General features: G+C 71.7%; 26 protein-coding genes. 12 read left to right on the forward strand and 14 right to left on the reverse strand.

Annotation, left to right across the window (positions count from 1 at the left end):
- Nucleotides 1-255 precede the first annotated feature (255 nt).
- The 3 genes from ACFVYI_RS25830 to ACFVYI_RS25840 form a co-directional block, all read right to left on the reverse strand.
- Nucleotides 256-1,728 (reverse strand): S28 family serine protease, encoded by a 1,473-nt coding sequence (locus ACFVYI_RS25830; protein WP_387889619.1) that lies wholly within the window; start codon nucleotides 1,726-1,728, stop codon nucleotides 256-258.
- Between the two features lie 139 nt (nucleotides 1,729-1,867).
- Complete coding sequence (locus ACFVYI_RS25835; protein WP_387889621.1) at nucleotides 1,868-2,764, reverse strand: serine protease; 897 nt, start codon at nucleotides 2,762-2,764, stop codon at nucleotides 1,868-1,870.
- A gap of 304 nt (nucleotides 2,765-3,068) precedes the next feature.
- The gene (locus tag ACFVYI_RS25840; protein ID WP_387889624.1) at nucleotides 3,069-3,698 is read right to left on the reverse strand and encodes a TetR family transcriptional regulator; all 630 of its coding nucleotides are present in this window, start codon (nucleotides 3,696-3,698) and stop codon (nucleotides 3,069-3,071) included.
- 112 nt (nucleotides 3,699-3,810) lie between these two features.
- On the opposite strand from ACFVYI_RS25840, the gene ACFVYI_RS25845 reads away from it, so the two are divergent.
- The 3 genes from ACFVYI_RS25845 to ACFVYI_RS25855 all read left to right on the forward strand — a co-directional run bounded on the left by ACFVYI_RS25845 (nucleotide 3,811) and on the right by ACFVYI_RS25855 (nucleotide 5,388).
- Nucleotides 3,811-3,966, forward strand: coding sequence for a hypothetical protein (locus tag ACFVYI_RS25845; protein WP_387889627.1), 156 nt, complete (start codon nucleotides 3,811-3,813; stop codon nucleotides 3,964-3,966).
- Nucleotides 3,967-4,030: 64 nt separating this feature from the next.
- Nucleotides 4,031-4,306, forward strand: coding sequence for a DUF4190 domain-containing protein (locus ACFVYI_RS25850; RefSeq protein WP_387889629.1), 276 nt, complete (start codon nucleotides 4,031-4,033; stop codon nucleotides 4,304-4,306).
- A gap of 194 nt (nucleotides 4,307-4,500) precedes the next feature.
- The gene (locus ACFVYI_RS25855) at nucleotides 4,501-5,388 is read left to right on the forward strand and encodes a metallophosphoesterase family protein (protein WP_387889631.1); all 888 of its coding nucleotides are present in this window, start codon (nucleotides 4,501-4,503) and stop codon (nucleotides 5,386-5,388) included.
- A gap of 219 nt (nucleotides 5,389-5,607) precedes the next feature.
- Here ACFVYI_RS25855 and ACFVYI_RS25860 read toward each other — a convergent pair whose 3' ends face one another.
- The 8 genes from ACFVYI_RS25860 to ACFVYI_RS25895 form a co-directional block, all read right to left on the reverse strand.
- Complete coding sequence (locus ACFVYI_RS25860) at nucleotides 5,608-8,187, reverse strand: ABC transporter permease (protein ID WP_387889633.1); 2,580 nt, start codon at nucleotides 8,185-8,187, stop codon at nucleotides 5,608-5,610.
- The gene (locus ACFVYI_RS25865) at nucleotides 8,184-8,939 is read right to left on the reverse strand and encodes an ABC transporter ATP-binding protein (protein ID WP_387889635.1); all 756 of its coding nucleotides are present in this window, start codon (nucleotides 8,937-8,939) and stop codon (nucleotides 8,184-8,186) included. Before ACFVYI_RS25865 ends, ACFVYI_RS25860 begins: the two co-directional genes overlap by 4 nt.
- Entirely contained in the window at nucleotides 8,936-9,208 is a 273-nt protein-coding gene (locus ACFVYI_RS25870) for an SHOCT domain-containing protein (protein ID WP_387889638.1), read from the reverse strand. The genes ACFVYI_RS25865 and ACFVYI_RS25870 overlap by 4 nt, the downstream gene beginning before the upstream one ends.
- A gap of 267 nt (nucleotides 9,209-9,475) precedes the next feature.
- Complete coding sequence (locus ACFVYI_RS25875; RefSeq protein ID WP_387889640.1) at nucleotides 9,476-10,153, reverse strand: response regulator; 678 nt, start codon at nucleotides 10,151-10,153, stop codon at nucleotides 9,476-9,478.
- Complete coding sequence (locus ACFVYI_RS25880; RefSeq protein ID WP_387889643.1) at nucleotides 10,150-11,448, reverse strand: sensor histidine kinase; 1,299 nt, start codon at nucleotides 11,446-11,448, stop codon at nucleotides 10,150-10,152. Before ACFVYI_RS25880 ends, ACFVYI_RS25875 begins: the two co-directional genes overlap by 4 nt.
- A 194-nt stretch (nucleotides 11,449-11,642) precedes the next feature.
- The gene (locus tag ACFVYI_RS25885; RefSeq protein ID WP_387889764.1) at nucleotides 11,643-14,171 is read right to left on the reverse strand and encodes an ATP-dependent Clp protease ATP-binding subunit; all 2,529 of its coding nucleotides are present in this window, start codon (nucleotides 14,169-14,171) and stop codon (nucleotides 11,643-11,645) included.
- A gap of 140 nt (nucleotides 14,172-14,311) precedes the next feature.
- The gene (locus ACFVYI_RS25890; RefSeq protein WP_387889646.1) at nucleotides 14,312-15,061 is read right to left on the reverse strand and encodes a VIT family protein; all 750 of its coding nucleotides are present in this window, start codon (nucleotides 15,059-15,061) and stop codon (nucleotides 14,312-14,314) included.
- Between the two features lie 89 nt (nucleotides 15,062-15,150).
- Nucleotides 15,151-15,675 carry a MarR family winged helix-turn-helix transcriptional regulator gene (locus tag ACFVYI_RS25895; protein ID WP_387889649.1) on the reverse strand — a complete coding sequence of 175 codons (525 nt, stop codon included), beginning with the start codon at nucleotides 15,673-15,675 and terminating at the stop codon, nucleotides 15,151-15,153.
- Nucleotides 15,676-15,724: 49 nt separating this feature from the next.
- Here ACFVYI_RS25895 and ACFVYI_RS25900 point away from each other — a divergent pair, with 49 nt between their 5' ends.
- Nucleotides 15,725-16,441 carry an SDR family NAD(P)-dependent oxidoreductase gene (locus ACFVYI_RS25900; protein WP_387889652.1) on the forward strand — a complete coding sequence of 239 codons (717 nt, stop codon included), beginning with the start codon at nucleotides 15,725-15,727 and terminating at the stop codon, nucleotides 16,439-16,441.
- Between the two features lie 220 nt (nucleotides 16,442-16,661).
- A complete protein-coding gene (locus ACFVYI_RS25905) occupies nucleotides 16,662-17,606 on the forward strand; it encodes a nuclease-related domain-containing protein (protein WP_387889655.1) in 945 nt (314 codons plus the stop codon).
- Nucleotides 17,607-17,901: 295 nt separating this feature from the next.
- On the opposite strand, the gene ACFVYI_RS25910 is transcribed toward ACFVYI_RS25905, so the two are convergent.
- The gene (locus ACFVYI_RS25910; protein WP_387889658.1) at nucleotides 17,902-18,786 is read right to left on the reverse strand and encodes a DUF5677 domain-containing protein; all 885 of its coding nucleotides are present in this window, start codon (nucleotides 18,784-18,786) and stop codon (nucleotides 17,902-17,904) included.
- A gap of 525 nt (nucleotides 18,787-19,311) precedes the next feature.
- On the opposite strand from ACFVYI_RS25910, the gene ACFVYI_RS25915 reads away from it, so the two are divergent.
- Nucleotides 19,312-19,884: a hypothetical protein gene (locus ACFVYI_RS25915; protein ID WP_387889660.1), complete on the forward strand. Its 573-nt coding sequence runs from the start codon at nucleotides 19,312-19,314 to the stop codon at nucleotides 19,882-19,884.
- A 59-nt stretch (nucleotides 19,885-19,943) separates the two neighbouring features.
- Here the strand turns inward: ACFVYI_RS25915 and ACFVYI_RS25920 are convergent, their stop codons facing one another.
- Nucleotides 19,944-20,702, reverse strand: coding sequence for a glycosyltransferase (locus ACFVYI_RS25920; RefSeq protein WP_387889663.1), 759 nt, complete (start codon nucleotides 20,700-20,702; stop codon nucleotides 19,944-19,946).
- A 2-nt stretch (nucleotides 20,703-20,704) separates the two neighbouring features.
- On the reverse strand, nucleotides 20,705-21,493 hold the full coding sequence (locus ACFVYI_RS25925; RefSeq protein WP_387889767.1) for a GntR family transcriptional regulator: 789 nt from the start codon (nucleotides 21,491-21,493) through the stop codon (nucleotides 20,705-20,707).
- A 219-nt stretch (nucleotides 21,494-21,712) separates the two neighbouring features.
- On the opposite strand from ACFVYI_RS25925, the gene ACFVYI_RS25930 reads away from it, so the two are divergent.
- The 6 genes from ACFVYI_RS25930 (at nucleotide 21,713) to ACFVYI_RS25955 (ending at nucleotide 24,899) form a co-directional block, all read left to right on the forward strand.
- Nucleotides 21,713-22,069, forward strand: coding sequence for a hypothetical protein (locus tag ACFVYI_RS25930; RefSeq protein ID WP_352289669.1), 357 nt, complete (start codon nucleotides 21,713-21,715; stop codon nucleotides 22,067-22,069).
- A gap of 5 nt (nucleotides 22,070-22,074) precedes the next feature.
- Complete coding sequence (locus tag ACFVYI_RS25935; protein WP_387889666.1) at nucleotides 22,075-23,481, forward strand: FtsK/SpoIIIE domain-containing protein; 1,407 nt, start codon at nucleotides 22,075-22,077, stop codon at nucleotides 23,479-23,481.
- Nucleotides 23,482-23,559: 78 nt separating this feature from the next.
- Nucleotides 23,560-23,769, forward strand: a complete 210-nt coding sequence (locus ACFVYI_RS25940; protein WP_387889668.1) for a hypothetical protein — start codon at nucleotides 23,560-23,562, stop codon at nucleotides 23,767-23,769.
- A 5-nt stretch (nucleotides 23,770-23,774) separates the two neighbouring features.
- Nucleotides 23,775-23,957 (forward strand): hypothetical protein, encoded by a 183-nt coding sequence (locus ACFVYI_RS25945; RefSeq protein ID WP_387889671.1) that lies wholly within the window; start codon nucleotides 23,775-23,777, stop codon nucleotides 23,955-23,957.
- A complete protein-coding gene (locus ACFVYI_RS25950; protein ID WP_387889674.1) occupies nucleotides 23,954-24,118 on the forward strand; it encodes a hypothetical protein in 165 nt (54 codons plus the stop codon). Before ACFVYI_RS25945 ends, ACFVYI_RS25950 begins: the two co-directional genes overlap by 4 nt.
- A gap of 76 nt (nucleotides 24,119-24,194) precedes the next feature.
- Nucleotides 24,195-24,899 (forward strand): DUF2637 domain-containing protein, encoded by a 705-nt coding sequence (locus tag ACFVYI_RS25955; RefSeq protein ID WP_387889676.1) that lies wholly within the window; start codon nucleotides 24,195-24,197, stop codon nucleotides 24,897-24,899.
- Nucleotides 24,900-24,911 lie beyond the last annotated feature (12 nt).

Here is a 24,911-nt window from a genome sequence, read left to right on the forward strand (position 1 = left end):
AAGCACTGATTCAATCCTTCGGGGAGAGGGCGCGCACCGTTTCGCCGCTGCCCGGTCCCTGATTTCCGGCCTCGTGCCTCCGGTCTCGGATTTCCGCCCACCGGCCTCTGGCCCCGCCCTCCCGGTCGCCGTCGAGCAGCCGGAGCGCGTGCACGCCGAAGGGCCACCCGTCGCTGGTGCGACGGGTGGCCCCGGGTGGTGCGTGCGACTCCGGCCCTGCCGGCCCGGCGGTGCGGCCCGGCCGGGCCCTGCGCACTACAGCCGGTGGTGCTCCAGCTTCAGGCCTTCCTCGTCCAGCGGCCCGAACGGCGGGATCTGGTGGGCCTGGGCGAGGGAACGGGCGGCGGCCGGGTCGGCCAGACCGGCCCACTCCAGCACCTTGGCGGTGGCCTCGGTCGACTCGTCGGCCTTCAGCTTGCCGATGTTGGAGCCGTGGTTGCCCCCGGCCACGGTGTAGACGTAGCTGTCCTCACTGCCCCAGCCCAGCTGGAACGGCTCGGCACCCCACGGGTCGTTCTGACCGTAGACGAAGATCATCCGCTCGGCGGAGTGCTTCACCCAGCGGTCGATGTCGCGCATCGCGGACGGGTCGAAGCGCATCGGGATGTTCTTCGGCACGTAGGTGCGCGGCGAGTACAGCTCCTTGTAGTCGTAGTGCTGCAGGCCCTTCAGGTGCGAGACGTCGAAGGAGGGCGCGCCCAGCTGGGTGCCCGCCTGGTAGTAGTACGCGGTGTACTGGGCGAGCGACTGGTCGCTGTTGCCGGTGATGCCGGACTGCGAGTCGAACCACGCGTACAGCTGGTCGTCGGTGGCGGTGGCCGCCACCGGGACCGAGGCGCAGTCCGCCTCGGTGCTGTACTGCCAGAACGCCCAGACGACGTCCAGCACGCCCGCCTCGTACGCCCGGTCGGCGCTGCCGGTGGTGGTGAAGGTGGAGCCGGCCGCCGCGTTGTCGGCCACGTAGCGGGCCTCCAGGCGGTCCCGGCGGACGAGCAGCTCGCGCTGCGCGGCCGCGAGCGTGGCGCGGCACTCCGGCGTGCCGACGGTCCGGAAGAACTCGGCGTAGGCGGAGTCCTCGCGGTTGTCGACGTCGTTCGGCGCGACGTAGGCGACGGTGCCGGCCACGTCGTCCGGGAAGAAGCGGCGGTGGTAGGTCGAGGACATGCCGCCCTTGCTGGCCCCGGTCGAGAGCCATGCGCGCTGGTAGATCCGCTTCAGCGCGGTGATGATCCGGTGCGAGTCGGTGGCGGCCTGCTGGATGCCGGCCTTGGTCCAGTCGGCGGGCTCCGGGCGGGACGGCGAGAAGTAGCGGTACTCGATCGAGACCTGGTTGCCGTCGGTCAGCCGGGTCGGCTCGGTGCGCGAGGGGTTGGTGCCGAGCGTGTAGCCGTTGGTGTAGAAGACGGTCGGGCGGTCGTAGCCCCGGTGCAGCACGCTCAGCCGCTGCTGGAAGGTGCCCAACCAGGGGCGGAAGTGGTCGATCGGCTGGGTGTAGGTGAGCAGGAAGTAGCGGTGGCCGGTGGTGGTGGGCTTCTCCTCGGTGACGGTCATCCCCGGGATCGCCGCCAGGCGGTCCTTGATGTCGGCCGCGGGGTCGTCGGCGACGGAGGATCCGGCCGCGGCCGCCCCCGGGTCCGCTCCGGCCGCCAGGGCCGGCGTCGCCAGGCCGAGGCCGAGCAGCGGTATCAGCAGAACGGCGACCAGCAGCCTTCTGAGCTTGGTGGACATCAACTCTCCATCGGGTCAACGGAACTGTTCGACACTCTCCGGCAATCGGCGCCCGACTGCCGGACAATCGGCCGTCCGGTAGACGGCCGAGTGGGCCACCCGCGGATCGCGGATGGCCCACCGGGGAAATATGTGCTGGTCAGGGGCGCGGCAAGGTGCAGCCGGACCGGGTGAGGTCGAGGCGGTTGCCGGCGGCGAAGCAGGCCGGGATGCCGTAGGTCTCCTGGGCGTAGTTGATGCCCTGGCGGACGGTCACCACACCGTTCTGGTCGACCTCGCACGGGTTGTTGTCCGTGCAGCGCTGCCCGTCCTCGTTGCCCGTGTTGTTCACGGCGACGACCTGGCCGGTACTGGCGTCGACCACCGGGGAGCCGGAGGTGCCGCCGATGGTGTTGCAGCTGGAGGTGTAGCGGACCGAGTCCTTCCAGGTCCAGGAGCCCTCCTTGAGCCGGTAGACGAAGCCGTCGACCGAGCAGGAGTAGATCTTCTTCCAGTACCCCGAGACGACCTTGATCGCGGTGCCCTGCACGGGGTGGCTCGCGGAGACGGTCAGCGGGGCGATCCCGTAGCTGGACTGGATCGCGGCGTAGGTGGTGTTCAGCTGGTAGATCGACACGTCGGTGTCGGTCATCGTCCCGTAGACCACCTTGGTCGCGCGCAGCGTGGCGACCTTGGAGCCGGCGCCGTTGAGCAGCGAGAACGTGCGGCTGGAGGACTGGTTGACGACCACCTCGCCGGGGCCGGGGAACCCGGTCTCCAGGCAGTGGCCGTTCGAGAGGACGAGCGCCGGGTCCGTCGCGGCGGAGCCCGGGAGCCGGACGAGCGAACCGGAACAGTTGCTGAGCGCCACCGTCCCGGCGAAGTTCACGGCGGCGACGGCCTGGGCCTGCTGGTCCTGGGAGGGGGCCTGGGCTTCGGCCACCGATCGGGCCTGCGCGCCCGCCGGCGACGAGGCGACCGCGGCGGGGGCACCGGCCAGGGCGGTGGCCCCGGCGAACAGGAACGCGGCGAACATGCCTATGAGCGGCTTCTTCATGAGAGACCTCTCGTTGTGGGGGTGCACCAAAACTGGCGCGGACATGACGAGATGTCAAGAGTCCGACCACGACGATGAGGTCAGGCACAGGAGGCGCCTCCCGGGGCCGGGGCCGAGCCCAGGCCCGAGCCCGAGTGGGGTGGGCAGCATGGAGTGCAGCAGCGTGGGGTGGGACAGAGCCAGGCGGGGCCGGAGTGGGCCGGAATGGGCCAGTCGGGGCGAGGCGGCCCGGACAGTGGCCGGGCGGGAGGCCAGGCGGGCGGGAGACCAGGCGGGCGGACCGGCCATCGAGCCCGGGGAACCGTCAACCACCCTGCCAGTGACGGCGGCCGAGGCTGATCAGGCGCAGCTGGAGCCTGGCAGTGGCGGCGATGTGCCGCCCACGGGCCGGATCGGCGTCGTGCGCCTCCAGGAAGGCGGCGGCCGTGGAGACCATGTGGTCGACGTACAGCTCGGCCAGCATCCGCAGGTCCTCATCGCTCCACCCGTGCGACACCGGCTGGAGCGCGAGTGCCGCGCCGACCTCCGCGGCGAAGCGCCCGAGCTCGATGTCGATCGCCTCCCGCACCTGCCGCACGCCCCCGTGCCGCTCGCGCGCCAGGAAACGTACGTGCGGCCGGTGTTCGCGCACATGCCGCTCGATGACATCCACCGTCCGGTCGATCAGCTCCTCGGACCCGCCCGCGCCGGCCAGCACGGAGCGGATCATCACATGGAGACTGGCGAGCGACTCCTCGACCAGCGCCACCCCGAGCGCGGCGAGGTCCGGGAAATGCCGGTAGAACGCGGCCGGGGACAGCCCGGCGGCCCGGGTGACCTCGCGGACGCCGAGGCTCGCGAGATTCTGATCGGCCAGCAGGCGCAGCCCCGCATCCAGCAATGCGCGCCGACTCTGCTGCTTCTGGGCCTGTCTGGCCCCAACGGTGTGACTCACGCCATTCAGTAAACAAGTGTTTGCCGAAAATGGCCAGCCCGGCGTAGAGTGACGGAGGATTCAGCGAACACTTGTAAACCCAAGGCGGTGTTAGCCGCCGGAAGGGCCCGCCATGATCCTGCTCACCGCCCTGGTCGCCATGGGTGTCCTCGTCGGCGCCGCCGCGCACACCTCACTCCCGGTCTTCCTCACCGCCTCCGCCGCCATCACCACCTGGCTGCTCGCGTTCGGCGCCCGCGAGGGCATCGCCCGCCTGCGGCAGCGCTGATCCCCTGACCCTGCCCCTGAGCCCTGACCGTCCCGCCCCGCCGTCCCGGAAGGACCCTGTCGTCATGAGCACCGCCACCGGCGCCACCGCTCGGCGCCACCGCACCGCCGAGGCCGACAACCTGGCCGTCGCCTCCTTCCTCCTCGGCCTCCCCGGCCTGCTGCTCTTCAACATCGTCCTCGGCCCCCTCGCCATCACCCTCGCCACGCTCTCCCTGGTCCGGGGCACCCGCCGTCGCGGGCGCGCCGTGCTCGGCCTCGCACTCGGCATCGCCGGACTGGTCGTCCTCGCCGTCACCACGGTCGCCGGCCATGGCGTGCTCTGGCAGATCGGCGACTGAGCCGACGTCGGACACTCCCGCCCTCGCGCCCCGGATGCCCTGGCGTCCCCCGGGCGTCCACCGGGCGGCGCCGGCGCACCGGTCCAACGGCGGAAGCGAGCCGCTCGAACGACTGATCCAGCCAACCTGAGGCGCGAAGCCCGTCCGCCCCCGTACTGTGGCGACATCGGCCGGGTGACGACATGGGGGCTGGAGTGACGACCGAGTACCAGAGTGACGCGCAGTCGGGGCGGACGGGAGGCCCCGGGCGGGCAGGCCGGCTGCTCGCCGTCAGCGACCTGCACGTCTCCTACCAGGAGAACCGCGACCTGGTGGAGAAGCTGCAACCCGACTCCCCCGACGACTGGCTGATCGTCGCCGGTGACATCGCCGAGATCACCACCACCATCGAGTGGTCCCTGGGCCTGCTCGCCGAGCGCTTCGCCAAGGTCATCTGGGCCCCCGGCAACCACGAGCTGTGGACGCACCCCGACGACCCGGTTCAGCTCCGCGGCGTCGCCCGCTACGAGTACCTGGTGGAACTCTGCCGCCGCCTCGGCGTCGTCACCCCCGAGGACCCGTACCCGGTCTGGGAGGGTGCCGGCGGACCGGTCGCCGTCGCACCGCTGTTCCTGCTGTACGACTACACCTTCCGGGCGCCGGGCACGACCACCAAGAAGGAGTCCCTGGAGGCCGCGTACAACAGTGGTGTGGTCTGCTCGGACGAGCGGCTGCTCCACCCGGACCCGTTCCCCGACCGCGACTCCTGGTGCCGCGAGCGCGTCCGACTCACCGAGAAGCGGCTGGCGGCCTGTGACCCGGAGCTGCCGCTGGTCCTGGTCAACCACTACCCGCTGGTCCGCCACCCCACCGAGATCCTCTGGTACCCGGAGTTCGCCCAGTGGTGCGGCACCGAGCTGACGGCCGACTGGCACCGACGCTTCAACACCGCCGCGATGATCTACGGCCATCTGCACATCCCCCGGGTGACCAGCTACGACGGCGTCCGCTTCGAAGAGGTCTCGCTGGGCTACCCACGCGAGTGGCGCCGCCGCGGCCTGCCGGACCCACTGCTGCGGCAGGTCTTCCCCCAGGACGGCTGAGCACCGACCCCGGCCGGGCACCGGACCCGGCCGGGGGACCGAGCACGGCCGGGGGACCGAGCACGGCCGGGCACTGCGGAGGCCGGGTACCGGAGGGCTTGCCCCCGAGGGCGACGGGGCCTGGGTCGAATCACGGCAGGCATGTGCCCCTCCGGTGCACCCACCCCACCCGATGCTCGCCCCGCGCTCGAACCGTCGCCCCGTCACGCACTCACCCCCTCACTCCGTCGCGATCGCCCGGAGCACGTCCAGCCGCGCCGCCCGGCCCGCGGGCCGCAGACCCGCGACCGCACCCGCCGCCAACCCGGCGACCAGCACGATCACGAGCTGTCCCGGCGGGATCGCGAACGAGCCCGTCCCCGCGCTGTCCGAGGCTCGCACCAACGCCCAGCCGAGGAACGCCCCCAGGCCGAGCCCGCCGACCGTCCCGAATGCGGCCACCAGGACCGATTCCCAGCGCACCATGCCCCGTAGCTGCGCCCTGGTCTGACCGACTGCCCGCAGCAGCCCCAGCTCCCTGGTCCGCTCGTGCACGGCCAGGGTCAGCGTGTTGGCGATACCGAGCAGCGCGATCAGCACGGCCAGCGCCAGCAGCGCATAGACCACCGAGAGCATCATGTCGACCCCGGCGGCCGCGCTCGCCGCGTACTGGTCCCGGTCCTGCACCTGCGGGTTCCCGAACGGCGCGGCGGCCTTCTCGACAGCGGCCCGACCCACGCCGAGCGGCACCGAAGCCTTGAGCCCGACCGCGACCATGGTGTCCGCGTCCTGTCCACGGTGCGGGGCCCAGGCCTGGCGGGTGATCAGGTAGTCCCCGGCCAACCCTCCGTCCTCGTAGAGGGCGCGGATCGTGAACGGACCGCCGGTGCCGTCCGCGAAGGCGACACTCACGCTCTGGCCGAGCCGCCAGCCCCGCTGCTGCGCCTCACTACGCGTGACGGCCAGGCCGTCGGTGCCGAGCGTGTCGAGGGCGCCGTCGACGCGGCCGAGGTCGACGATTCCGGCCAGTCGCGCCGGGTCGGTGACGTCCAGCACCCGCCCGTGGCCGTCGATCCGCGCGACACCCCGACCAAGGCCCACCGTCTGCTGCACCTCCGGCAGTTGGGCGAGCGCGTCCGCCAGCTTGGGGCTGACCCCGCTGCCGCCCGCACCGAACGAGGGCGCGGTGACGGCGAGATCCCCGGCGAAGGACGAACTCACCGTGGAATCCAGGGTGGCCTTGATGGAGGCGCCGAACACCGTGAACAGCGTGACCACGGCGACGCCGATCATCAGGGCGCTCGCCGTGGCCGCCGTGCGGCGCGGATTGCGGGCCGCGTTGCGGCGGGCCAGCGTGCCGGACACCCCGCGCAGCCGGGGCAGCGGCGCGCCCAGCGTCCGGACGGCGAGGGCGGCGGCGACGGGGCCGAGCACGACCACGCCGGCCAGGACAGCCAGCGCACCACCGGCGGTCAGCGCGACCGACGGCCCGTCCGTCGCACCGACGACGGTGACCGGAACACCCACCGCGACCAGCAGCCCGCCGAACACCACCCGGGCCCTGCCGGACCACCCTTCGGCGGCACGGTCCACCCCGGTCTCGCGCAGCGCCGCCAGCGGCGCGGTGCGCCCCGCCCGGACGGCCGGCAGCAACGCCGAGCCCACCGCGACCAGCGTGCCGACGAGCAGTGGCAGCACGACCGCGGCCGTACTGATCACCATGCCGCCCGTCGGCAGCGAGAAGCCGAGCGCCGAGAACAGCGTCTTGAGCCCGGCCGCCACGCCGATCCCGGCGAGCAGCCCGCCGAGCGAGGCCAGTGCGCCGACGGCCAGCGCCTCCGCCAGCGTCGCCCCGAGCACCTGGCCGCGCACCGCGCCGAGCGCCCTCAGCAGGGCGTTCTCCCTGGTCCGCTGGGCGACCACGATCGCGAAGGTGTTGTGGATGGTGAAGGTCGCGACCAGCAGCGCGATCCCGGCGAACACCAGTAGCAGCGTGGTGAACATGGTCAGGAACCGCCCCGACACCATCGCGGTGCTCTCCTGGGTGGCCGCCGTACCGGTGATCGCCTCCACCCCGCTCGGCAGCTCCGGTGCGATCCTCCTCACCAGCTCCTGCTGGGAGGTCCCGTCCACCGCCCGGAGCTGGATCGAGCCGGCCTGGCCCGTGCCCTTGGGCGTGAGATACCGCTCGGCGTCCCCGAGGGTCAGTGCGGTGAAGGTGCTCGGCCCCATCCCGTCCGCGCTGTCCCCGAAGGTGGCGATGCCGACGACGGTGACGGTCACCGGATCGGGGGTGCGCAGCACGGTGGTGGAACCGACGTGGAGCCCGCCGGCCTTCGCCGCACCGCGGTTGACCACCGCCTCGCCGGGCGCTTGCGGCACCCGGCCCTCGGCGAGCCGGTAGGGGTTGAGCCGGCCGTCGGTGATCCAGTTGCCGGCGAGGGTCGGCGGCCCCTGCCCGCCGACCGGCTTGCCGTCGCTGCCGACCAGTTGTCCGGCGCCCTGGACGGACGCCTCGGCGGCGGCCACCCCGGGGACGGCCCGCAGTCGCTCGGTGAGCGCCGTGTCGACGGGCGCCCGCACGCCGCCGGGCGTCCCCGGGGAGTCCAGGACGTCGGCGCTGCGGACCACCACGTCGGTGCCGGCGTTGGCGTCCGCGAACAGGGTGTCGAAGTTGGAGCGCAGGGTGTCGCCGAGCACCATCGTCCCGGCCAGGAAGGCGACCCCGAGCAGGATCGAGAGGAAGGTGCCGACCAGACGCCGTTTGTGCGCTCCCAGGGAGCGCAGGCTGAGCCGGGCGGCGGCCGTCGCGGAGCTCATGACCGCCCCCGTTCGAAGGCCTTCATCCGGTCCAGCACCCGGCCCGCGCTCGGCTGCTCCATCCGGTCGACCAGCCGGCCGTCGGCCAGGAACAGGGCCTGGTCGGCGTACCCGGCCGCCATCGGGTCATGGGTGACCATGACGACGGCCTGCCCCATCTCGTCGACGGCTCGGCGCAGCAGGCCGAGCACCTCGCCGCCGGTGCGGGAGTCGAGGTTGCCGGTGGGTTCGTCGGCGAAGACCACCTGCGGCCGTCCGGCGAGCGCCCGGGCCACGGCGACGCGCTGCTGCTGGCCGCCGGAGAGCTCGCTCGGGCGGTGGTGCAGCCGGTCGCCGAGGCCGACGACGTCGATCAGCGCGTCCAGCCAGCCCTGGTCGGGAGCGGCGCCGGCCAGGTCGAGCGGGAGGGTGATGTTCTCCCGGACGGTCAGCGTGGGCACCAGGTTGAACGCCTGGAACACGAAGCCGATCCGCTCCCGGCGCAGCAGGGTGAGGCGCCGGTCGCCGAGCGGGCCGAGTTCGGTGCCGCCGATGTAGGCCCGGCCCGCGGTGAGGGTGTCGAGACCCGCCGCGCAGTGCATCAGGGTGGACTTGCCCGAACCGGACGGGCCCATGATCGCGGTGAACCCCCCGGCCGGGAAGTCGACCGTGACGTGGTCCAGCGCCCGGACCACGGTGTCGCCGACGCCGTAGACCTTCACGGCGTCGACGACCCGGGCGGCGGTGTCGCGTACGACATCGAGCGTGCTCACTTTCCCGCGCCCCTTCGGTCCGGGCCGCGCCGCGTTTCGGTGAGGACGGCCCGCTTGGCGCGGTACTCCTCCGCGTCGATGTCGCCCTCGGCGTACCGGCGGCCCAGGACGGCCAGCGGGTGGTCCGCCCCGGCGCCGCAGCCACGGCGCCAGACCGTCCTGCGCAGGACGACGATCACAAGGAACACCACGGCGGCCCAGGCCAGCGGGATCAGCAGGATCCAGGGGCCGGGCCAGTGCCCGTCGTGGTCGGCCAGCAGCGTGTACATGGTGGTTCATCTCCTCGGCGGTGGGGCTTCAGCCGCTTCGGGGTGCGCCCCGAAACACCTTGAGCCTCCCGCCGGGGGGCCTGCTCCCGCGTCCTCCGGGCAGCGGCCGTTGGACTACTCCCGCGGGAGTACGGACGGACGCGGGGCTGCGCGCGCGAAGTACGCGCCGAGCACCGGCCAACCGGCCGGACCGCGTATGCCGGCCGCACCGCGCGTACCAGCCACACAAGCGCGCACCGAAACGAGGCCTACCGGAAGGGACGTGCCTCAGCCCAGCCAGCCGGGCCGCACCAGCCCCGACTCATAGGCAACCACGACGAGTTGGGCCCGGTCCCGCACGCCGAGCTTCACCATGGCCCGGCTGACGTGCGTCTTCGCGGTCAGCGGGCTGACCACCAGACGGCGGGCGATGTCCTCGTTGGACAGCCCCATGCCCACCAGCGCCAGCACCTCGCGCTCCCGCTCGGTGAGCGCCGAGATGTCCGAGAGCCCCGCCGGAATCTGCTCCGGCGCTTTGGAGCGGGCGGCGAACTCGCCGATCAGACGGCGCGTCACCCCCGGCGAGAGCAGCGCGTCCCCCGCGACCGCGACCCGGACGGCCCGCAGCAGCTCGGCCGGCTCGGTGTCCTTGACCAGGAAGCCGGCCGCCCCGGAGCGCAGCGCCTCGAAGACGTACTCGTCCAGTTCGAAGGTGGTCAGGACGACCACCCGCACCTCGGCCAGCGCCGGATCGGCGGCGATCCGGCGGGTCGCCTCCAGCCCGTCCGTCCGGGGCATCCGGATGTCCATCAGCACGACGTCCGGGCGCAGTTCGCGGGCGAGCCGGACGGCGGCCTCGCCGTCGTCCGCCTCGCCGACCACGGTGAGGTCGTCCTGCTGGTCGAGCAGCGCCCGGAAGCCCGCCCGCACCAGCACCTGGTCGTCCGCCAGCAGGACCCTGATCACGCGTCCTCCACCCCGGTCGTGGGCAGCGTCGCCCGTACCCTGAATCCGCCGCCCGCCAGCGGCCCCGCCGTGATGGTGCCACCGAACGCGGCGACCCGCTCCCGCATCCCGGTCAGCCCGCTGCCGCTGCCGCCCGCGTCGCCGGTGGCGGCCGGCCCCGGGTCGTCGACCGTGACGACCAGGGCGGCCGGGTCGGTCCAGTCCAGGCCGACGGTCGCCCGCCGGGCGACCGAGTGCCGGATCACGTTGGTCAACGCCTCCTGGACGATCCTGAAGGCCGTCAGGTCGACGCCGGCGGCCGGTGCGCGCCGCTCGCCCGTCTCGCGCACCTCCACCGCCAGCCCGACCCGCTCGGCCTGCTCGGTCAGCTCGTCGAGCCGGGCCAGCCCGGGCGCGGGGCCGCGCGGCGCCGCCGCTCCCGGGCCGCGCAGCGTCCCGAGCACCTGGCGGACCTCGCCGAGGGCCTCCTTGCTGGTCGCCTTGATCGTGGCCAGCGCCGTACGGGCCTGCTCCGGCCTGCTGTCGATCAGTTCGAGCGCGACCCCGGCCTGGACGCTGATCAACGACAGGCTGTGCGCCAGGATGTCGTGCAGCTCCCGTGCCATCCGCAGCCGCTCCTCGTCGGCCCGACGCTGCTCCTGTTGCTGCCGGAACTCCCGGTGGGCGGCCATCTGCTCCCGCCGGAAGCGAACGATCTCGGCGACCGACAGCACCAGCAGCAGCCAGGCCACCAGCCCCAGCTCCTGCCACCACGCGATCGACGGCGGGGCCGTGCTCAGCCAGTCGGCCGGCAACACGAAGGTGATCAGCACATGGGCGAGGTAGACCCCGCCGAGGCCGGCCCAGGCGGCCCGCCGGTGCCCGGAGGCGACCGCCACGCAGCAGGCGATCACCCAGCTGACGAAGACCGGCCCGTACGGATACCCGGCGACCAGGTACAGCGCCGTGACGGCCGAACTGCCCGCCACCGCCGCCACGGGCCACCGACGGCGCAGCACCAGCAGGGCCGGCCCGAGCAGCAGCAGCAGGTAGCCGAACGCGTCCAGCGGGACCCGCCCGCTCTGGTGCCGCCCGGCCACCGTGGACCCCACCACCTGCACCGCCGCGATGACGAGTGCGGCGGCCACCGGCCAGCCCGCCTTCGCGGCCCGCACCCACGGCGGGCGCCAGGGCTCGGCCTGCCCGTCCGCGGGTGCTCCGAGCCCGCGCGCGAACGCGGCACGCCCGCCGGGACCGGGGCGCTCCTCCGGCGCCGGCGGCTGCTCCGACGACGGCCCGGTAGGCCCATGCGACACGGGCGGCTCCTCCGACGACGGTTCGGGGCGCGCCCGCGGTGACTGGGGTGTACGCGGCGTCATGCCCGGAAGGCTAGACCCCGGGCGCGCCCCACCGCGTCACCCGGGAGTGGGCTTCGGGCGTACTCCCGCGGGAGTACGCCCGAAGCGCGTCGGCCGACCCGGTCCACCCCGGCGGGGCCGGCTCTCCGCCGCTACTGCGACTCGGCGGCCCTCGCCCCGGCCTCCTCCGCCGTCGCCGAGGGTTCCGGCCGGGCCAGCGCCACCACCAGTTCGCCGGCGTCCACCTCCGCGATCAACGTGTCCCCCTCCTGCACCGTGCCGTCCAGCAGCAGGTTGGAGATCCGGTTGTCCAGCTCCGACTGGATGGTGCGGCGCAGCGGCCGTGCCCCGAACTCCGGCTGGTAGCCCCGGTTCACCAGCCACTCCTCGGCCCCCTCGGTGACCTCCAGGCTCACGCCCTGCGCCTTCAGCCGGCGCCGGCTGCGCTCCAGCATCAGGTCGACCACCTTGAGGAGGTCCTTGCGGGAGAGCGCGTGGAAGACGATCACCTCGTCGATCCGGTTGAGGAACTCCGGCCGGAAGTGCGTCCGCAGGTCCCGCATCAGGTCGTCCCTGATCTCGTCCACATCACCCGCGTGGTCGAGGATCCGCTGCGACCCGATGTTGCTGGTCATGATGACCACGGTGTTGCGGAAATCGACCGTACGCCCCTGGGCGTCCGTCAGCCGCCCGTCGTCCAGCACCTGGAGCAGCAGGTTGAAGACGTCCGGGTGCGCCTTCTCCACCTCGTCGAACAGCAGCACGCTGTACGGCTTGCGGCGGACCGCCTCGGTGAGCTGCCCCGCCTCGTCGTAGCCGACGTACCCGGGCGGGGAGCCGACCAGCCGGGAGACGGTGTGCTTCTCCTGGAACTCGCTCATGTCGAAGCGGATCATCCGGTCCGGGTCGCCGAAGAGCAGCGCGGCCAGCGCCTTCGCGAGCTCGGTCTTGCCGACGCCCGTCGGCCCGAGGAACAGGAAGGACCCGGTCGGCCGCTCCGGATCGCCCATCCCGGCCCGGCCGCGCCGCACCGCCTGGGCGACCGCCGTGACCGCCTGGTCCTGTCCGATGACCTTCTGGTGCAGGTGCTCCTCCAGCTTGAGGAGCCGCTCGCGCTCGGTCGCGTTCAGCTCGGCGACCGGGATGCCGGTCCGACCCGAGAGCACCTGCGCGATGTCCTCCGCGGTGACCGCGACGACCTCCTCGCGCGACTCCGTGATCGCGGCCAGCTCGTCCTCGGTCTGCCTCAGCTCGGTCTTGAGGTTGGCGGCCCGCACGAACTCCTCGTCCGAGACGGCCTCCTCCAACTCCCGGCGCAGCTTGGTGATCCGGTCCTGCACCGGCATCGCCTCCGTGGAGCCGCTCAGGCTGCGCAGCCGCACCCGCGCGCCGGCCTGGTCGAGCAGGTCGATCGCCTTGTCGGGCAGGAAGCGGTCGCTGACGTAGCGGTCGGAGAGGCTCGCGGCGGCGTCCAGCGCCTCGTCGGTGAACCGCACCTGGTGGTGCGCCTCGTACGCGTCACGCAGCCCGTGCAGGATCTCGACCGTCTCCTCGACGCTCGGCTCGGGCACCAGCACCGGCTGGAAGCGGCGCTCCAGCGCGGCGTCCTTCTCCACGTGCTTGCGGTACTCGTCCAGGGTGGTGGCGCCCACCACGCTCAACTCACCCCGCGCCAGGGCCGGCTTGAGGATGTTGCCCGCGTCCATCGACCCCTCGCCCCCGCCGCCCGCACCGACCACGGTGTGCAGCTCGTCCAGGAAGAGGATCACGCTCTTCTCCGCCGCCGTGACCTCGTCGATCACGCTCTTCAGCCGTTCCTCGAACTCGCCCCGGTACTTGGAACCCGCCACCAGACCGGTGAGGTCGAGTGCCACCACCCGCTTGTCGCGCAGGCTCTGCGGCACGTCCCCGGAGACGATCCGCTGGGCCAGACCCTCCACGATGGCGGTCTTGCCGACGCCCGGCTCACCGATCAGCACCGGGTTGTTCTTGGTACGGCGGGAGAGGATCTCGACGGTCTGCTCGATCTCCTCGGCCCGCCCGACCACCGGATCCAGCCGACCCGCCCGCGCCTCGTCGGTCAGGTCGCGGCCGTACTCGTCCAGCGTGGGCGTCTGGCTCGGGTGCGCGCCGGTACTGCTGCGCTCACCACCCGTCCCGCGCCCCTCCATCACCGTGCGCAGCGCCTCCTGCGAGGGCGCCGCGTTGCGCAGGGCCGCACCCGCACCCGAGCGTTCCTCCTCCAGCAGCGCGCCGAGGATGTGCTCCGGCCCGATGTACGAGGCGCCGGTCTCCTGCGAACGGGCGTGCGCGGCGAGCAGCGCGCGCTTGGCGGACGGCGTGAGCGCAGGGCGGCCGTCCGGCGCCTGCACGCCGTCCCCGGACGGCAACTCCTTGCCCAGGTCCTCGGCGAGCTGGTCGGGGTCGATACCGGCCCGCTCCAGCATCCGCCGCGACGCGTCCACCCGGGTGGCGGCCCAGACCAGGTGCGCGGTGTCGAGGTCGCTGCTCCCGTCCTCGGTGGCGCGATGCGCGGCGAGCGACAGCAACTCCTGCGACGACTCGCTCAGCAGCCGTCCGATCGGCACCCGCTGCACGGCGGGCGGGGAGGCCATCGGGCTCATTCCGAAGAACCGGCTGAGCAGGTCGGAGAACGGGTCGCTCGATCCGAACGGGGGCATGGTCACGGTGGTTCGCCTCTCCCAAGCAGTCTGGGCCCACACAAACACAGCCCCCCGGCGCCCGCCTCCCGGGCGGACCCGGTCGGCTACCGCCTCAGATGCCGATCAGGTTCCCGCCACGTGCCCGTCAGGCGTGCCCGTCAGGCGCCCGTCACCTGGTCGAGCAGCACACCACCGCTGTAGGTGACGGCCATCGCCAACATGCCGCCCGCCACGTTCCGCAGCACCGCCCGCACCGGCCCGGCCCCGCCCAACCGGGCACTCACCCAGCCCGAGGCGGTGAGCGCCAGCAGCACGGCCAGGACCGTCACCCCCAGCCGCCAGGACTCCGGCGGCAGCAGGACGGCGAGCAGCGGCACCAACGCGCCCAGGGTGAAGGCCGTGGCACTGGCGAACGCCGCCTGCCAGGGATTGGTCAGCGCCTTCGGATCGATCCCCAGCTCGGTGTGCGCGTGCGCGGCCAGCGCGTCCCGCGCGGTGAGCTCCACGGCCACCTCACGGGCCAGGGCGTCGTCCAGCCCGGCGCCACGGAAGAAATCGGTCAGCTCGTCGAGCTCCCCCTCCGGATCCTCCGCCAGCTCACGCCGCTCCTTCGCCAACGCGGCCTGCTCGGTGTCCCGTTGGGTGCTGACCGAGACGTACTCCCCGGCCGCCATCGACATCGCCCCGGCCAGCAGACCCGCCACGCCCGCCACCACCAGCGCCGTCCGCGACCCGGACGCCCCGGCCACACCGGTCACGATGCCCGCCGTCGACACCACCCCGTCATTGGCCCCGAGCACGGCCGCCCGCAACCAGTTGAGCCGCGCCGACAGCTCGGCGCGGCTCTCACCCGGTTCGGGAGTCGTGGCCTCCCCGGCCGCCGGGGCCGGCGGAGTCCGTCCGTCCATCAGCGATCACCTCCGATCATGCCTCGGGGCTACCCGCTCCCCCGATGATCACTCGCTCCGCCCTCCCCCGCACCTCCACCGGGCGCCTCCTACCCCTCCGCCCCGGCCACCCGTCGGCGCACATCGGTGACGAGCCTGTCCAACAGACCGGCGAGCACCACCCGCTCCTGCTCGGACAGCCCGTCCACCAGCAGGGCCTCCCGGCCCAGCACCACGTCCACCGACTGCTCGACGAGCACGTGCCCGGCCGCCGTCAGCGAGACGAGGACCGCGCGGTGTCCGCTCTCCCCCGGCTCCCCCGGCGCCCTCTCCACCAGTTGCTGCCGCTCGGCACGTGCGACGCGCTGTGAGATCGCCCCCGCCGTCACCATGGTGCGGCGCGCGAGCTCACGGGTGCTCAGCGTGTACGGCGCACCCGCCCGACGGAGCATCGAGAGCAGGTCGAGCGTCGCGGCGTCGATCCCCGCCGCGCGCAGGGCCCGCGCGCGGTCGTCCGTGAACAGCTTCGCCAGCCACCAGATCGGCGTCACGATCTCGATCGACCCGGTCGGCGTCCCGGGCCGCTCCCGCTGCCAGGCCTCCGCGATCTCGGCGGCGGTCACCTCGGCTACCATCGTCACCCTCCAGCGCGTTTAGGCCTAAACATACTCTTGGGAGGGACCCGTGTCCCGCACCGTGCTCGTGACCGGCGGCACCAGCGGCATCGGCCGCGCCATCGCCGAACTCTTCGCCGCCGACGGCGACGAGGTCGTCCTCACCGGCCGCCGCCCCGACGCCGTCGAACGCACGGCCGCCGAACTCTCCGCCCGGGGCGTCGTCTGCGATGCCACCGACCCCGGACAGGTCGCCGAACTCGCCGACCTGCTCCCCGAGGTCCACGTCCTGGTCAACGCCGCCGGCGGCCTGCCCGCACCGGCCGGCGCCGACCTCCCGCGACTCCACGCCGTGTCCGCCGACTGGCAGGCCAACCTCGCCCAGAACCTCCTGAGCGCCGTCCTCACCACCACCGCCGTCCGGCCCGCACTCGCCCCCGGCGGCTCGGTGATCAGCATCGGCTCCCTCGGCGCAGAACGCCGCGGCGGCGCCTACGGTGCGTCAAAGGCCGCCCTCGCCGCCTGGAACGCCGCCCTCTCCGCCGAACTCGGCCCGCTCGGCATCACCAGCAACGTCATCGCGGCCGGCTACGTCGAGGGCACCGAGTTCTTCCGCGGCGCCCTCACCCCCGAACGCCGCGCGGCCCTCATCGCCGAGACCCACACCAACCGCCCCGGCACTCCCGCCGACATCGCCCGCACCGCCCACTTCCTCGCCTCCCTGGGCGCCCGCCACATCACCGGCCAAACCCTCCACGTCAACGGCGGTGCCCACACGACCCGCTGACGGGCGGCGGCGGTGCGGGGCCGACAGCCGGGGAAAGGGGTCCAGGTCCCCTGGCGCGGGCGGCGGAGCGCCGCCCGCCTCCAACTGCGGCCGGCAGTGGCCTGTACCCACGCCCTCCCGCCGGGCGCAGAACAGGAGCGGCGGCTCGGCAGCGTTCCTGCCGATCGGTGCGTGGGCATGCTGATTCCGTGTCAGGGAGGGCACGCGGAGGGGGCGGAGCATGACGGACCTGACGGTCAAGCTGTGGCGAGTGCCGGGCAAGGAGCGGCTCTACGTGAACAAGGCCGGCCCCCGCGGCGAATCGGTGGCCTGGCTGGACTGCAGGACGGGGGTGGTCACGATGGACGTCCCGGAGTTCGAGGCCGCCGCGCTGGTCAAGATAGAGGAGTGGTGCCGCTCCTCCGGCAGCCACGTGCCACGACGAACCGTCCGACGTCGCGCCACGAGCTGCCGGCCCGCGGAGCCAGCCGCGCCTCCCGTGCCACGGCCTCGGGCCGAGGTGCCGTTCCTCCCTCCCCTGCGACAGGAGGACGATCTCGCGCGGAACCTCCCCGGCGCCGGCCTGGAGAGCCTGGTCCGTGCGGGCGAGGAGAAGTACAACCTGCTCGTCCGCCTCGCCGCCAAGGTCTCCCGACAGCGCCTGGGCGACACGAGCACCCTCCGAGGCCTGGAGGGCGAGCAGATCGTGGGCACCCGCCTGGAGCCGCTGAAGGCCCTCGGCTGGAAGGTCCTGCACGGCGTGCCGCTGCCGTCCGGTTCCGACATCGATCACGTGGTGATCGGCCCGCCGGGCGTCTTCACGGTCAACTCGAAGCACCACCCCGGCGCCACGGTGTGGGTCGGCGACAGGATCGTGAAGGTCAACCGCAACGGCTTCCCGTACGTGGAGAACTCCGAGTACGAGGCGAGCCGCACCGCCACGCTGCTGAGCGAGTGGTGTGGCTTCGACGTCCCCGTCCACCCCGTCATCGCCTTCGTGGGTGCCCAGAAGATCACACTCGGAGCGGCACCGGAGGTAACCGTCATCGACGGCGAGCGGATCGCCTCGATCCTGCCCGCCCGACCGGCAGCCCTGACGCCCGACCGGGTGGACCAGATCTTCAGGGTGGCCCGCCACCGTCACGTCTGGAGTCACCTGGGCCGGCGCGCCAGGAAGCCCCGCTGACGTTCACACCCGCTCAAGGTGCGCCACCGATGTCGACCCGAGACGCCGGATGCCCCGGACCGCGAGCGGTCCGGGGCATCCGTACTGGTGGGCGCGGACGGTTTCGAACCGCCGACATCTGCTTTGTAAGAGCAGCGCCTGGCTGCTCGCCCTGACCTGCGGCCCGCCTGGCCTGCCAGTTCACCTGCCACCACACCACCGGCACCCGCAACTGACCGCCATGTACCGCCAGTTCTGGCACGCCTGTGGCATGCGACCGCTCGTCCTCCCCGAGACGGCGCAGCGCGGACAGAGGCTACGGCTCCAGCTTCCGGAAGTCCCACACGTTCAAATAGGGAACCTTCCCCGGATTGTAGAACAACTGCCCATCGCGCCTCGGGCGCTCCCTGACATTCAACTCCAATCCCCTAACCTCTTCGTGTGCATACATGACCAACTTGGAAATCATCGCCATTTGCCGATCAATTACGAAGCAGTTCTGCTCAAATGTCGATAGGCTCTGGTCAAATATCGTGACACCATTGTCTGACACAGAACCCCTGCGGAGCGATTCGGAGATGCTAAAGTGGACCGACCTTGACGAGGAATCATAAACATCCTGATACTCGGAGCTCAGCCCGACACTCCGAGCTAGGGTAGCAACAGACGGAGGAGTGAACTTTCCGTCACCGTCTTCCGCCCAGCCCAGGTTGACCGCCTCCTCGGCAAGCTCTTCACGAGACTCCTTCCCGCGCGCAGCCAGGGCATCAATGAATTTCGCCTCAAAGCCGATCTTCTTCATCTGCTTCCCTCCCAGCGACTGCAATTGCCCGCGCGCAAGGAACCCGAGCTCAAACGCCGCAAAGGCATGAACCACCTTGCGCCGCTGGTCGACAGGAAGTGTTCTCAGATACTTCAGCCAGACGAGCTCTTCGAACGACTTTCGGACGAAGGCTCCCAAAAGGTGCGCCTGGCCAGTCTGACTAAAGACTGCACTGGAGATTCGAAGGGATTCCGCTTGGCGCGAGACGGAAGCGCGAAGCAAAAAGAGCCAAGGGTCTCCGACTAGAAACTCCTGCACATCCGGTTGAGGCCAATGAGACAGAACCCCGTCCGCCCACCGAGCTACTCCTACCGCAAGGCGGCAGAGCCTCTCTTCCTCTTGCTCCATCAGGCTGCGGAGTTCCTCAAGTTCACCCATTCACCCATTATCGACCCACGACGAGGCCTCCCGCTTGTGATTTTCGGCGGACAGCTAGCCTCTCGGGCGGTGGAGCGGCTTTGGCCGGTGTCCTGTCTGGTCTGGGGTCGAACATGATCGGGGGGCCGTAAGCTGTTGCGACTCGGTCAGGGCTTTTGGGCCTGACCGCAATTTGGCCGAGTGGCCCCCCGGTCTTGCTCGACGAGGGTCCCGGTCCTGGCAGGTGGGTAAAACCGTGGAGCCGCCCGTCACCAGCCACGGCCGGTAGTGACCTGTACCCATGTCCTCCCGCCTGGCGCGGCCGGCCGCCGCCGTCGCGGGGCGCAGACAGGAGCGACGGCGAGCGGCAGGGCCGCGCGCTGGCGCGCCGGGCGCGCCCTTGAACCCGTAGAGAAGAGTTTTACGCATCCCTCCTCCCCTTCACCCCACCCCCTTACCTCCCCCTCCCCCTGCTCCTGGGCCCGCTGGCCGCCTATGATCGGCAAGCTCTGAACTGACGGTTCTTCACCATCCTGCGCGGGGGACATGGATACGATCACCCAGCTTGTGACCATCGCGGCCGTGGTTCTCGGTGGGCTCACGACGTACCTGACGAACAGCCTGATGGAGCGGAGCAGGCGCAAGGACGGGTTGCGGCTCCGGTGGGACGAGAAGAAGCTGGACGCCTACGCCGACTACGTCGGGCAGGTCCGGACTACGATCCACATCTCAGTCCTCCTGTACGAAGTCCGGGAAGAGATCCGGCAGATGCCTCGTACTGAACACGAGCTGTCGATGGAGCTGACCGAAGCTGGTGGGGATCAAGCCAAGGCCTTCGAGCGGGTCATGCTGCTCGCCGGCGACGAGGTGATCGAGGCAGCTCACGCGATCCAGGAGACCCTCGCAGCGATCGGCTGGCAGGCCCGCGGGATGGTCGACGGCACTCTTGCTGACTGGCGGGCCTTGCACACCGAAGCGTTCAAAGCGATCAACCGGTTCCACGAAGCCGCTCGCGCCGACCTTGGTGTCGGGGGCCGCTTTGAGGGTGATCGGCACACCGCTCGTGGACTGCTGCTACCTGGCGCCCGGGCCGCCGGCGAGCCAACCGACCGAGCCTGAAGCGGGGCAGCAAAACGGCCCCAGCGAACTGCCAGGGCCGGTCCTGCCGCATCACGCGTTCAACCGACGTCGATCCGCCAGCTCTCCAGCGCCAACAGCGCCTCCGCCCGAGCCTGGACGACCGCCATGCGGGCCGCTCGCTCGATCTCCTGGCTGTGCGCCGCCTGGTGGGTGCTCTGCCCGGGCCACTTCCGGTACAGCAGCCCGGTCTCCTCGATGAACCACCCGCGGCTGACGGCGTTGAGCGCCAGCAGTAGCCCAGTGTCCTCGGACGCCGGCAGTGCCATCCACCCCCCGAGCGCGAGCAGCAGGTCCCGTCGCACGCACAGCGTCGCCGGGTGCACCTGAGCACGGAAGTCGTGGGCCTTCCAGTGCTCCAGCACCTCGCCGCGCTCGACTGGTCCGGCCGGCGGGTCCTGGTCGAAGCCCACCGTGCTGCCGTCCGGCAACAGGTCGAGCACGCTGGATGTCGTCCACGCCACGTCCGGCCGGCTGGTGAGCACGGCAAGATCCCGGGCCAACGTCCCGGGCGGCAGCATGTCGTCGGCGTCGAGCACCTTCACGAACTGCCCGGTGGCCCGGGACAGCCCCATCGTGCGCGCCATGCCCGCCCGCCCGTGCCGGCCCTGGCCGAAGCTGATCCGGGCGTCGTCCGGGACATGCGGGGCGACGTCGTCCGTCTCGCTGTCTTCCTGGATCACCCACTGCCAATCCCAGCCGTCCGGCAAGTCCTGCTCCAGCAAGGACTTGTAGGCGTCCGCCAGATACTCGGCGCTCGGGCCGTGGACGGCCGTGATGACGGTAACGAGGTTGGTCATGCTCACCACCTGTTCAGCTTGGTTGTGTAGACCATCTCGGTACGGTCACCCGGGAGCACCACATCGGCGACCTCGACCACGCGGTCTGACGTATCGATGCAAGTCTTCCGGAGAACGATCACGGACACACCCATCGGCAGGCCGAGTTCTTCGGTCTCCTCCGGCGTTGGGGGCCGGGCGTGGAAGGTCTCGACGATGCGGTCCAGCTCGATGCCGACACTGAAGAGCTGGTTCTGGGTGCCGCCCGGCCACGGCTCCTGGTCCTCGCGAAGCAGGTCCGGGTTCCCCGCGATCATGTCGAGTACGAGGTAGGACCGGGCGACGTTGAACGGTGCGCGCTCCTCGCTGTAGCGGGTGCGGTAGGTGCGCTGGAGCAGGATCGTCCCCTCGGGGACGCCGAACGCGGCGGCGAGATCGGCATCCGCCGGCGTCTGCTCGTACTTGGCCGCGAACACCAAATCGTTCACGGTGAGCCCGGTGTCGTGCTCGGTGGCGCCGGTCTTCAACCGCTCCGCCTCCGACTCGCGGGCGCGGTCCTTCTCCCACTGATGCCGCAGATTGTCGCGCGTGACCGGGGTCGGCTGCCGGCGGACGAACGTGCCCCGACCGTGCTGCTTGTCTACCAGCCCTTGCGCCTGGAGCACTCCGACCGCCTGGCGCACGGTCGGGACGCTCACCTCGTAGATGTCGGCCAGCTCAGTCTCGGCGGGGAGCCGCTCGCCCGGAGGCAGGGTTCCGTCGTCGATCTGGGCCGTGAGCTTGGCCGCGATCTGCTCGTAGCGCTTCGCCATGGTGCTGGTCACCGTCCTGTCGGGGTCTCCCGCTCATCCTAAGTCCTAAAGAGGTGTTGACGACTAGCTGATGAGCCGTCATAGTCATGGGGACAGCAACTCTTAATGAGGACTTGAAGACAAGATCTCATGAGGTGCTGATGACACCCGGTATCTGCCGTGGTGAGGCTGCTCCGAGGGTCGATAGCTCCCCCCGGACCAGATGAAGGAGCCCAGCTCATGCGCTTCATCCCCGTCGACACGACCGCCGCGCTGGTGATGGTCGCCCAGGCGCCCCGCCCGAAGCTCAAGGACCGCCGCACCGGCGAGATGGCTATGGACACCGAGACCGGCGCGCCGCTGGTCACCCTGGACGTCACCTTCGTGGCCAACGGCGAGGCCGACATCCTGTCCCTGACCGTCCCGCAGCCGGGCATCCCGGACGGGCTGGCGCCCGGCATGCTGGTCAGTGTCACCCGGCTCATCGCGCGGCCGTGGGAGAACGAGTTCAACGGTCAGAAGCGCTCGGGCATCGCGTTCCGCGCCGACGCCGTGACCGTCACTTCCGCTCCGGCCTTCGCCGGCGCGAGCGCCTGATCGCCATGGACGCCTTGACGACGGCGCTCATTGAGCTGGGCGTCCCCGCTGCGGCCCTCGGTTCCGGCGCCCTCTACGCGAGGGCCAAGCTCCCGCGCACCTACTGGGCGACCGTCGGCCTGCCGCTGACCGTCCACCGCATCCGGCGCGACTACGAGAACGTGATGGAGGCGTGCGGCCTCACCGTCGAGCCCTCGTTCTGGCGGGCGATGGCCTCCTCGGCCACCAACCGACCGGCGCGCCCCGCGATGCCCAAGATCCGCAGCATCACCGCCAGCTCCACCGGTCTCCGGATACGGCTCCGGCTCGCCCGCGGCCAGGAGACGGCCGACATGCTGAACGCCACCGAGCGTCTGCGGCACGCCTGGGGTGTCCACGCGGTGTACGCCTCGGAGGTCAAGCCCGGCGTGGTGGACCTGCGGGTGGTCGGCTTCGACGTCCTGCGCAACGTCCGCATGCCGCGCCGGGTCACCGCCAAGTCCGCCGGCCTGCTGCGGGTACCGGTCGCAGTCCGGGCCGACGGCAGCGTCCACTACCGGGACTTCCGGCAGGTGCCCAACGGGCTCAATCTCGGCGCCAACCAGTCCGGCAAGTCGATGTTCACCCGGAACCTGGTCCATGGCCTGGCCGCTCAGCCGGTCGCCCTGGTGGGTATCGACTGCAAGCGCGGTGTGGAACAGCGCCCCTTCGCCCCGCGGCTGTCCGCCCTGGCCACTGATCCGGGCGAAGCGCTCGGACTGCTGCTGGCGCTGCTGGTCGAGATGGACGACCGGTACGACCTGATCCGCGCCCATCAGGGTGTCCCCGGCTCGGTAGCTGCTGAGGACGTGACCGCCGACATCTGGGGCCTGCCCGCCAAGGTCCGGCCGGTGCCGATCGTGGTCCTGGTGGACGAGATCGCGGAACTCTTCCTCGCCGCCGGTAAGGCCGATGAGGAACGCCGGAACCAGATCGTCATCGCGCTCATCCGGCTCGCCCAACTCGCCCGCGCCGCCGGTATCTTCCTGGAGATCTCGGGTCAGCGCTTCGGCTCGGAGTTGGGCAAGGGTGCGACGCTGCTCCGTTCCCAGCTCACCGGCCGCACTGTCCACCGGGTCAACGACCTGGAGACCGCGCGCATGGGCCTCGGCGACATCTCCGAGACGGCCATGCTCGCCGCTACCCGGATCAGCCCCGACATGCCCGGGGTTGCTGTCGCCGGCGACACCTCGGGCCGCTGGTCCGAGATCCGCACGCCGTATCGCTCGCTTTCCGAAGTCGCTGACCGCTGCGCGAACTTCCGTCACCTGGTGCCGACGCTCCCGCGCCTCGCGGCCTTCCGCCCGCAGGTCGCATCGGCTGCCACTGCGATGAGCGTCCCGCCGATGCCCTCGGCACCGCCGATCTTCGCCCCGGTTCCGGCCTCCGAGTAGAGCCCCCGCCCACCGTCGGCGCGACCGCCCGCGCCAAGTCCCTACCCCCGCCATGCCCCGAACCGAAGGAGAACGCCCGTGTCCCACAAGCCCTCCATCGCCGAGATCGGCGCCTTCATCGGCCGGCTCAAGGCCAACGCCGAGAGCGGCGCCAACCCCGGTCCGCTGCTGGCTGATAAGGCCGACCTGTTGGAGCGCATCGCCAAGGCCAACCCTGGCGACCGCGACGCCGCCGAGGTCGCCCGCGACGCCCGCGCCGCCGCCCGCGCCCAGCGCGTGAACCGGTGACCCCCGTGGCCGCCCGCAAGCGCCCGCCGGCGCCCAAGCCCGCGCCCTGCCAGCCCTGCGAGGGCACCGGCCAGATCACCGAGGTCGTCTACACCGGCCGCGGCCCGCACCGCCGCCGGCTCGCCGAGCAGGAAGCCACGTGCCTCGACTGCCTCGGCACCGGGGTCGCCATGGAGGTGCACCAGTGATCCGGATCCGCGTGACCTGCGACATCGACTCCGTGGCCGCTGTGGTCACCGACCTGTGCCGCCTCTGGACGGTGCACGACGTCAAGGAGTACCCCGCCCGGGACCCCGGCCAGCGCCGCGTCTACATCACTGCGTCCCGCCGCACGACCCGAACCAGGTAGCACCCACTCGCCGAGACCGGGCGGCCCACCGCCGGCTCGCCCGGTCTCCAACCCGCCGAACTGGAGGTGAACCGACATGCGCCGACTCCCCAAACTGGACGCCGTCCTGGCGCAAGCGGTGATCGCTGCCGCACTGTCCTTCGCCCACCTGCACGACCTCGCAGAGTCCGCCGGTCAGGCCGGCTGGAAGTCCTGGGCCTACCCGGTGTCCGTCGACCTGCTGCTCGTTGCCGCCTGGCGTCGGCTGCGGTCCGGGGCCTCGGTCCGGCTCGCCTGGTGCTGGTTCGTCATTGCCCTGGCCGCCTCACTCGGCGCCAACATCGGCACCGCCGGACTGCTCGACCTCGGCAACGCCCCGGCCTGGCTCCGCGTGCTCGTCGCCGGCTGGCCCGCGGCCGCATTCCTGGGCGGGACCCTGCTGGCCCACTCGACCGCCGTGCCCACGCCGGACGCCGCACCGGTTGAACCGGAGCAGGACGGCCCCGCGGCTGACGAACTGCCGCCGCTCTACTCCCCGGCCGCCGAGCCGGTGACCGAGCCGCCCCAAGTCCTCCCGCCGCCTCCCGTCCCGGAGCTCGCCCCAGTTCCTGCACCGGACCCGACTCCGGAACCAGCTCCCGCTGCGGCCCCGGCCGTCCCGTCCTTCCTCCTCGATCACGCCCGGAAGGTCGCCGACGACCACCGCATCCGTACCGGCAACCCGATCGACGCCGCGACGCTCCGTATCCGGCTCGGCATCAAAGATCCGCTCGCCTCGGCCCTCGTCGCCGAACTCGTCTGAAGGAACGGCCTG

The sequence above is a fragment of the Kitasatospora sp. NPDC058218 genome (assembly GCF_042882445.1).
In the GTDB taxonomy this organism is placed as follows: Bacteria; Actinomycetota; Actinomycetes; order Streptomycetales; family Streptomycetaceae; genus Kitasatospora.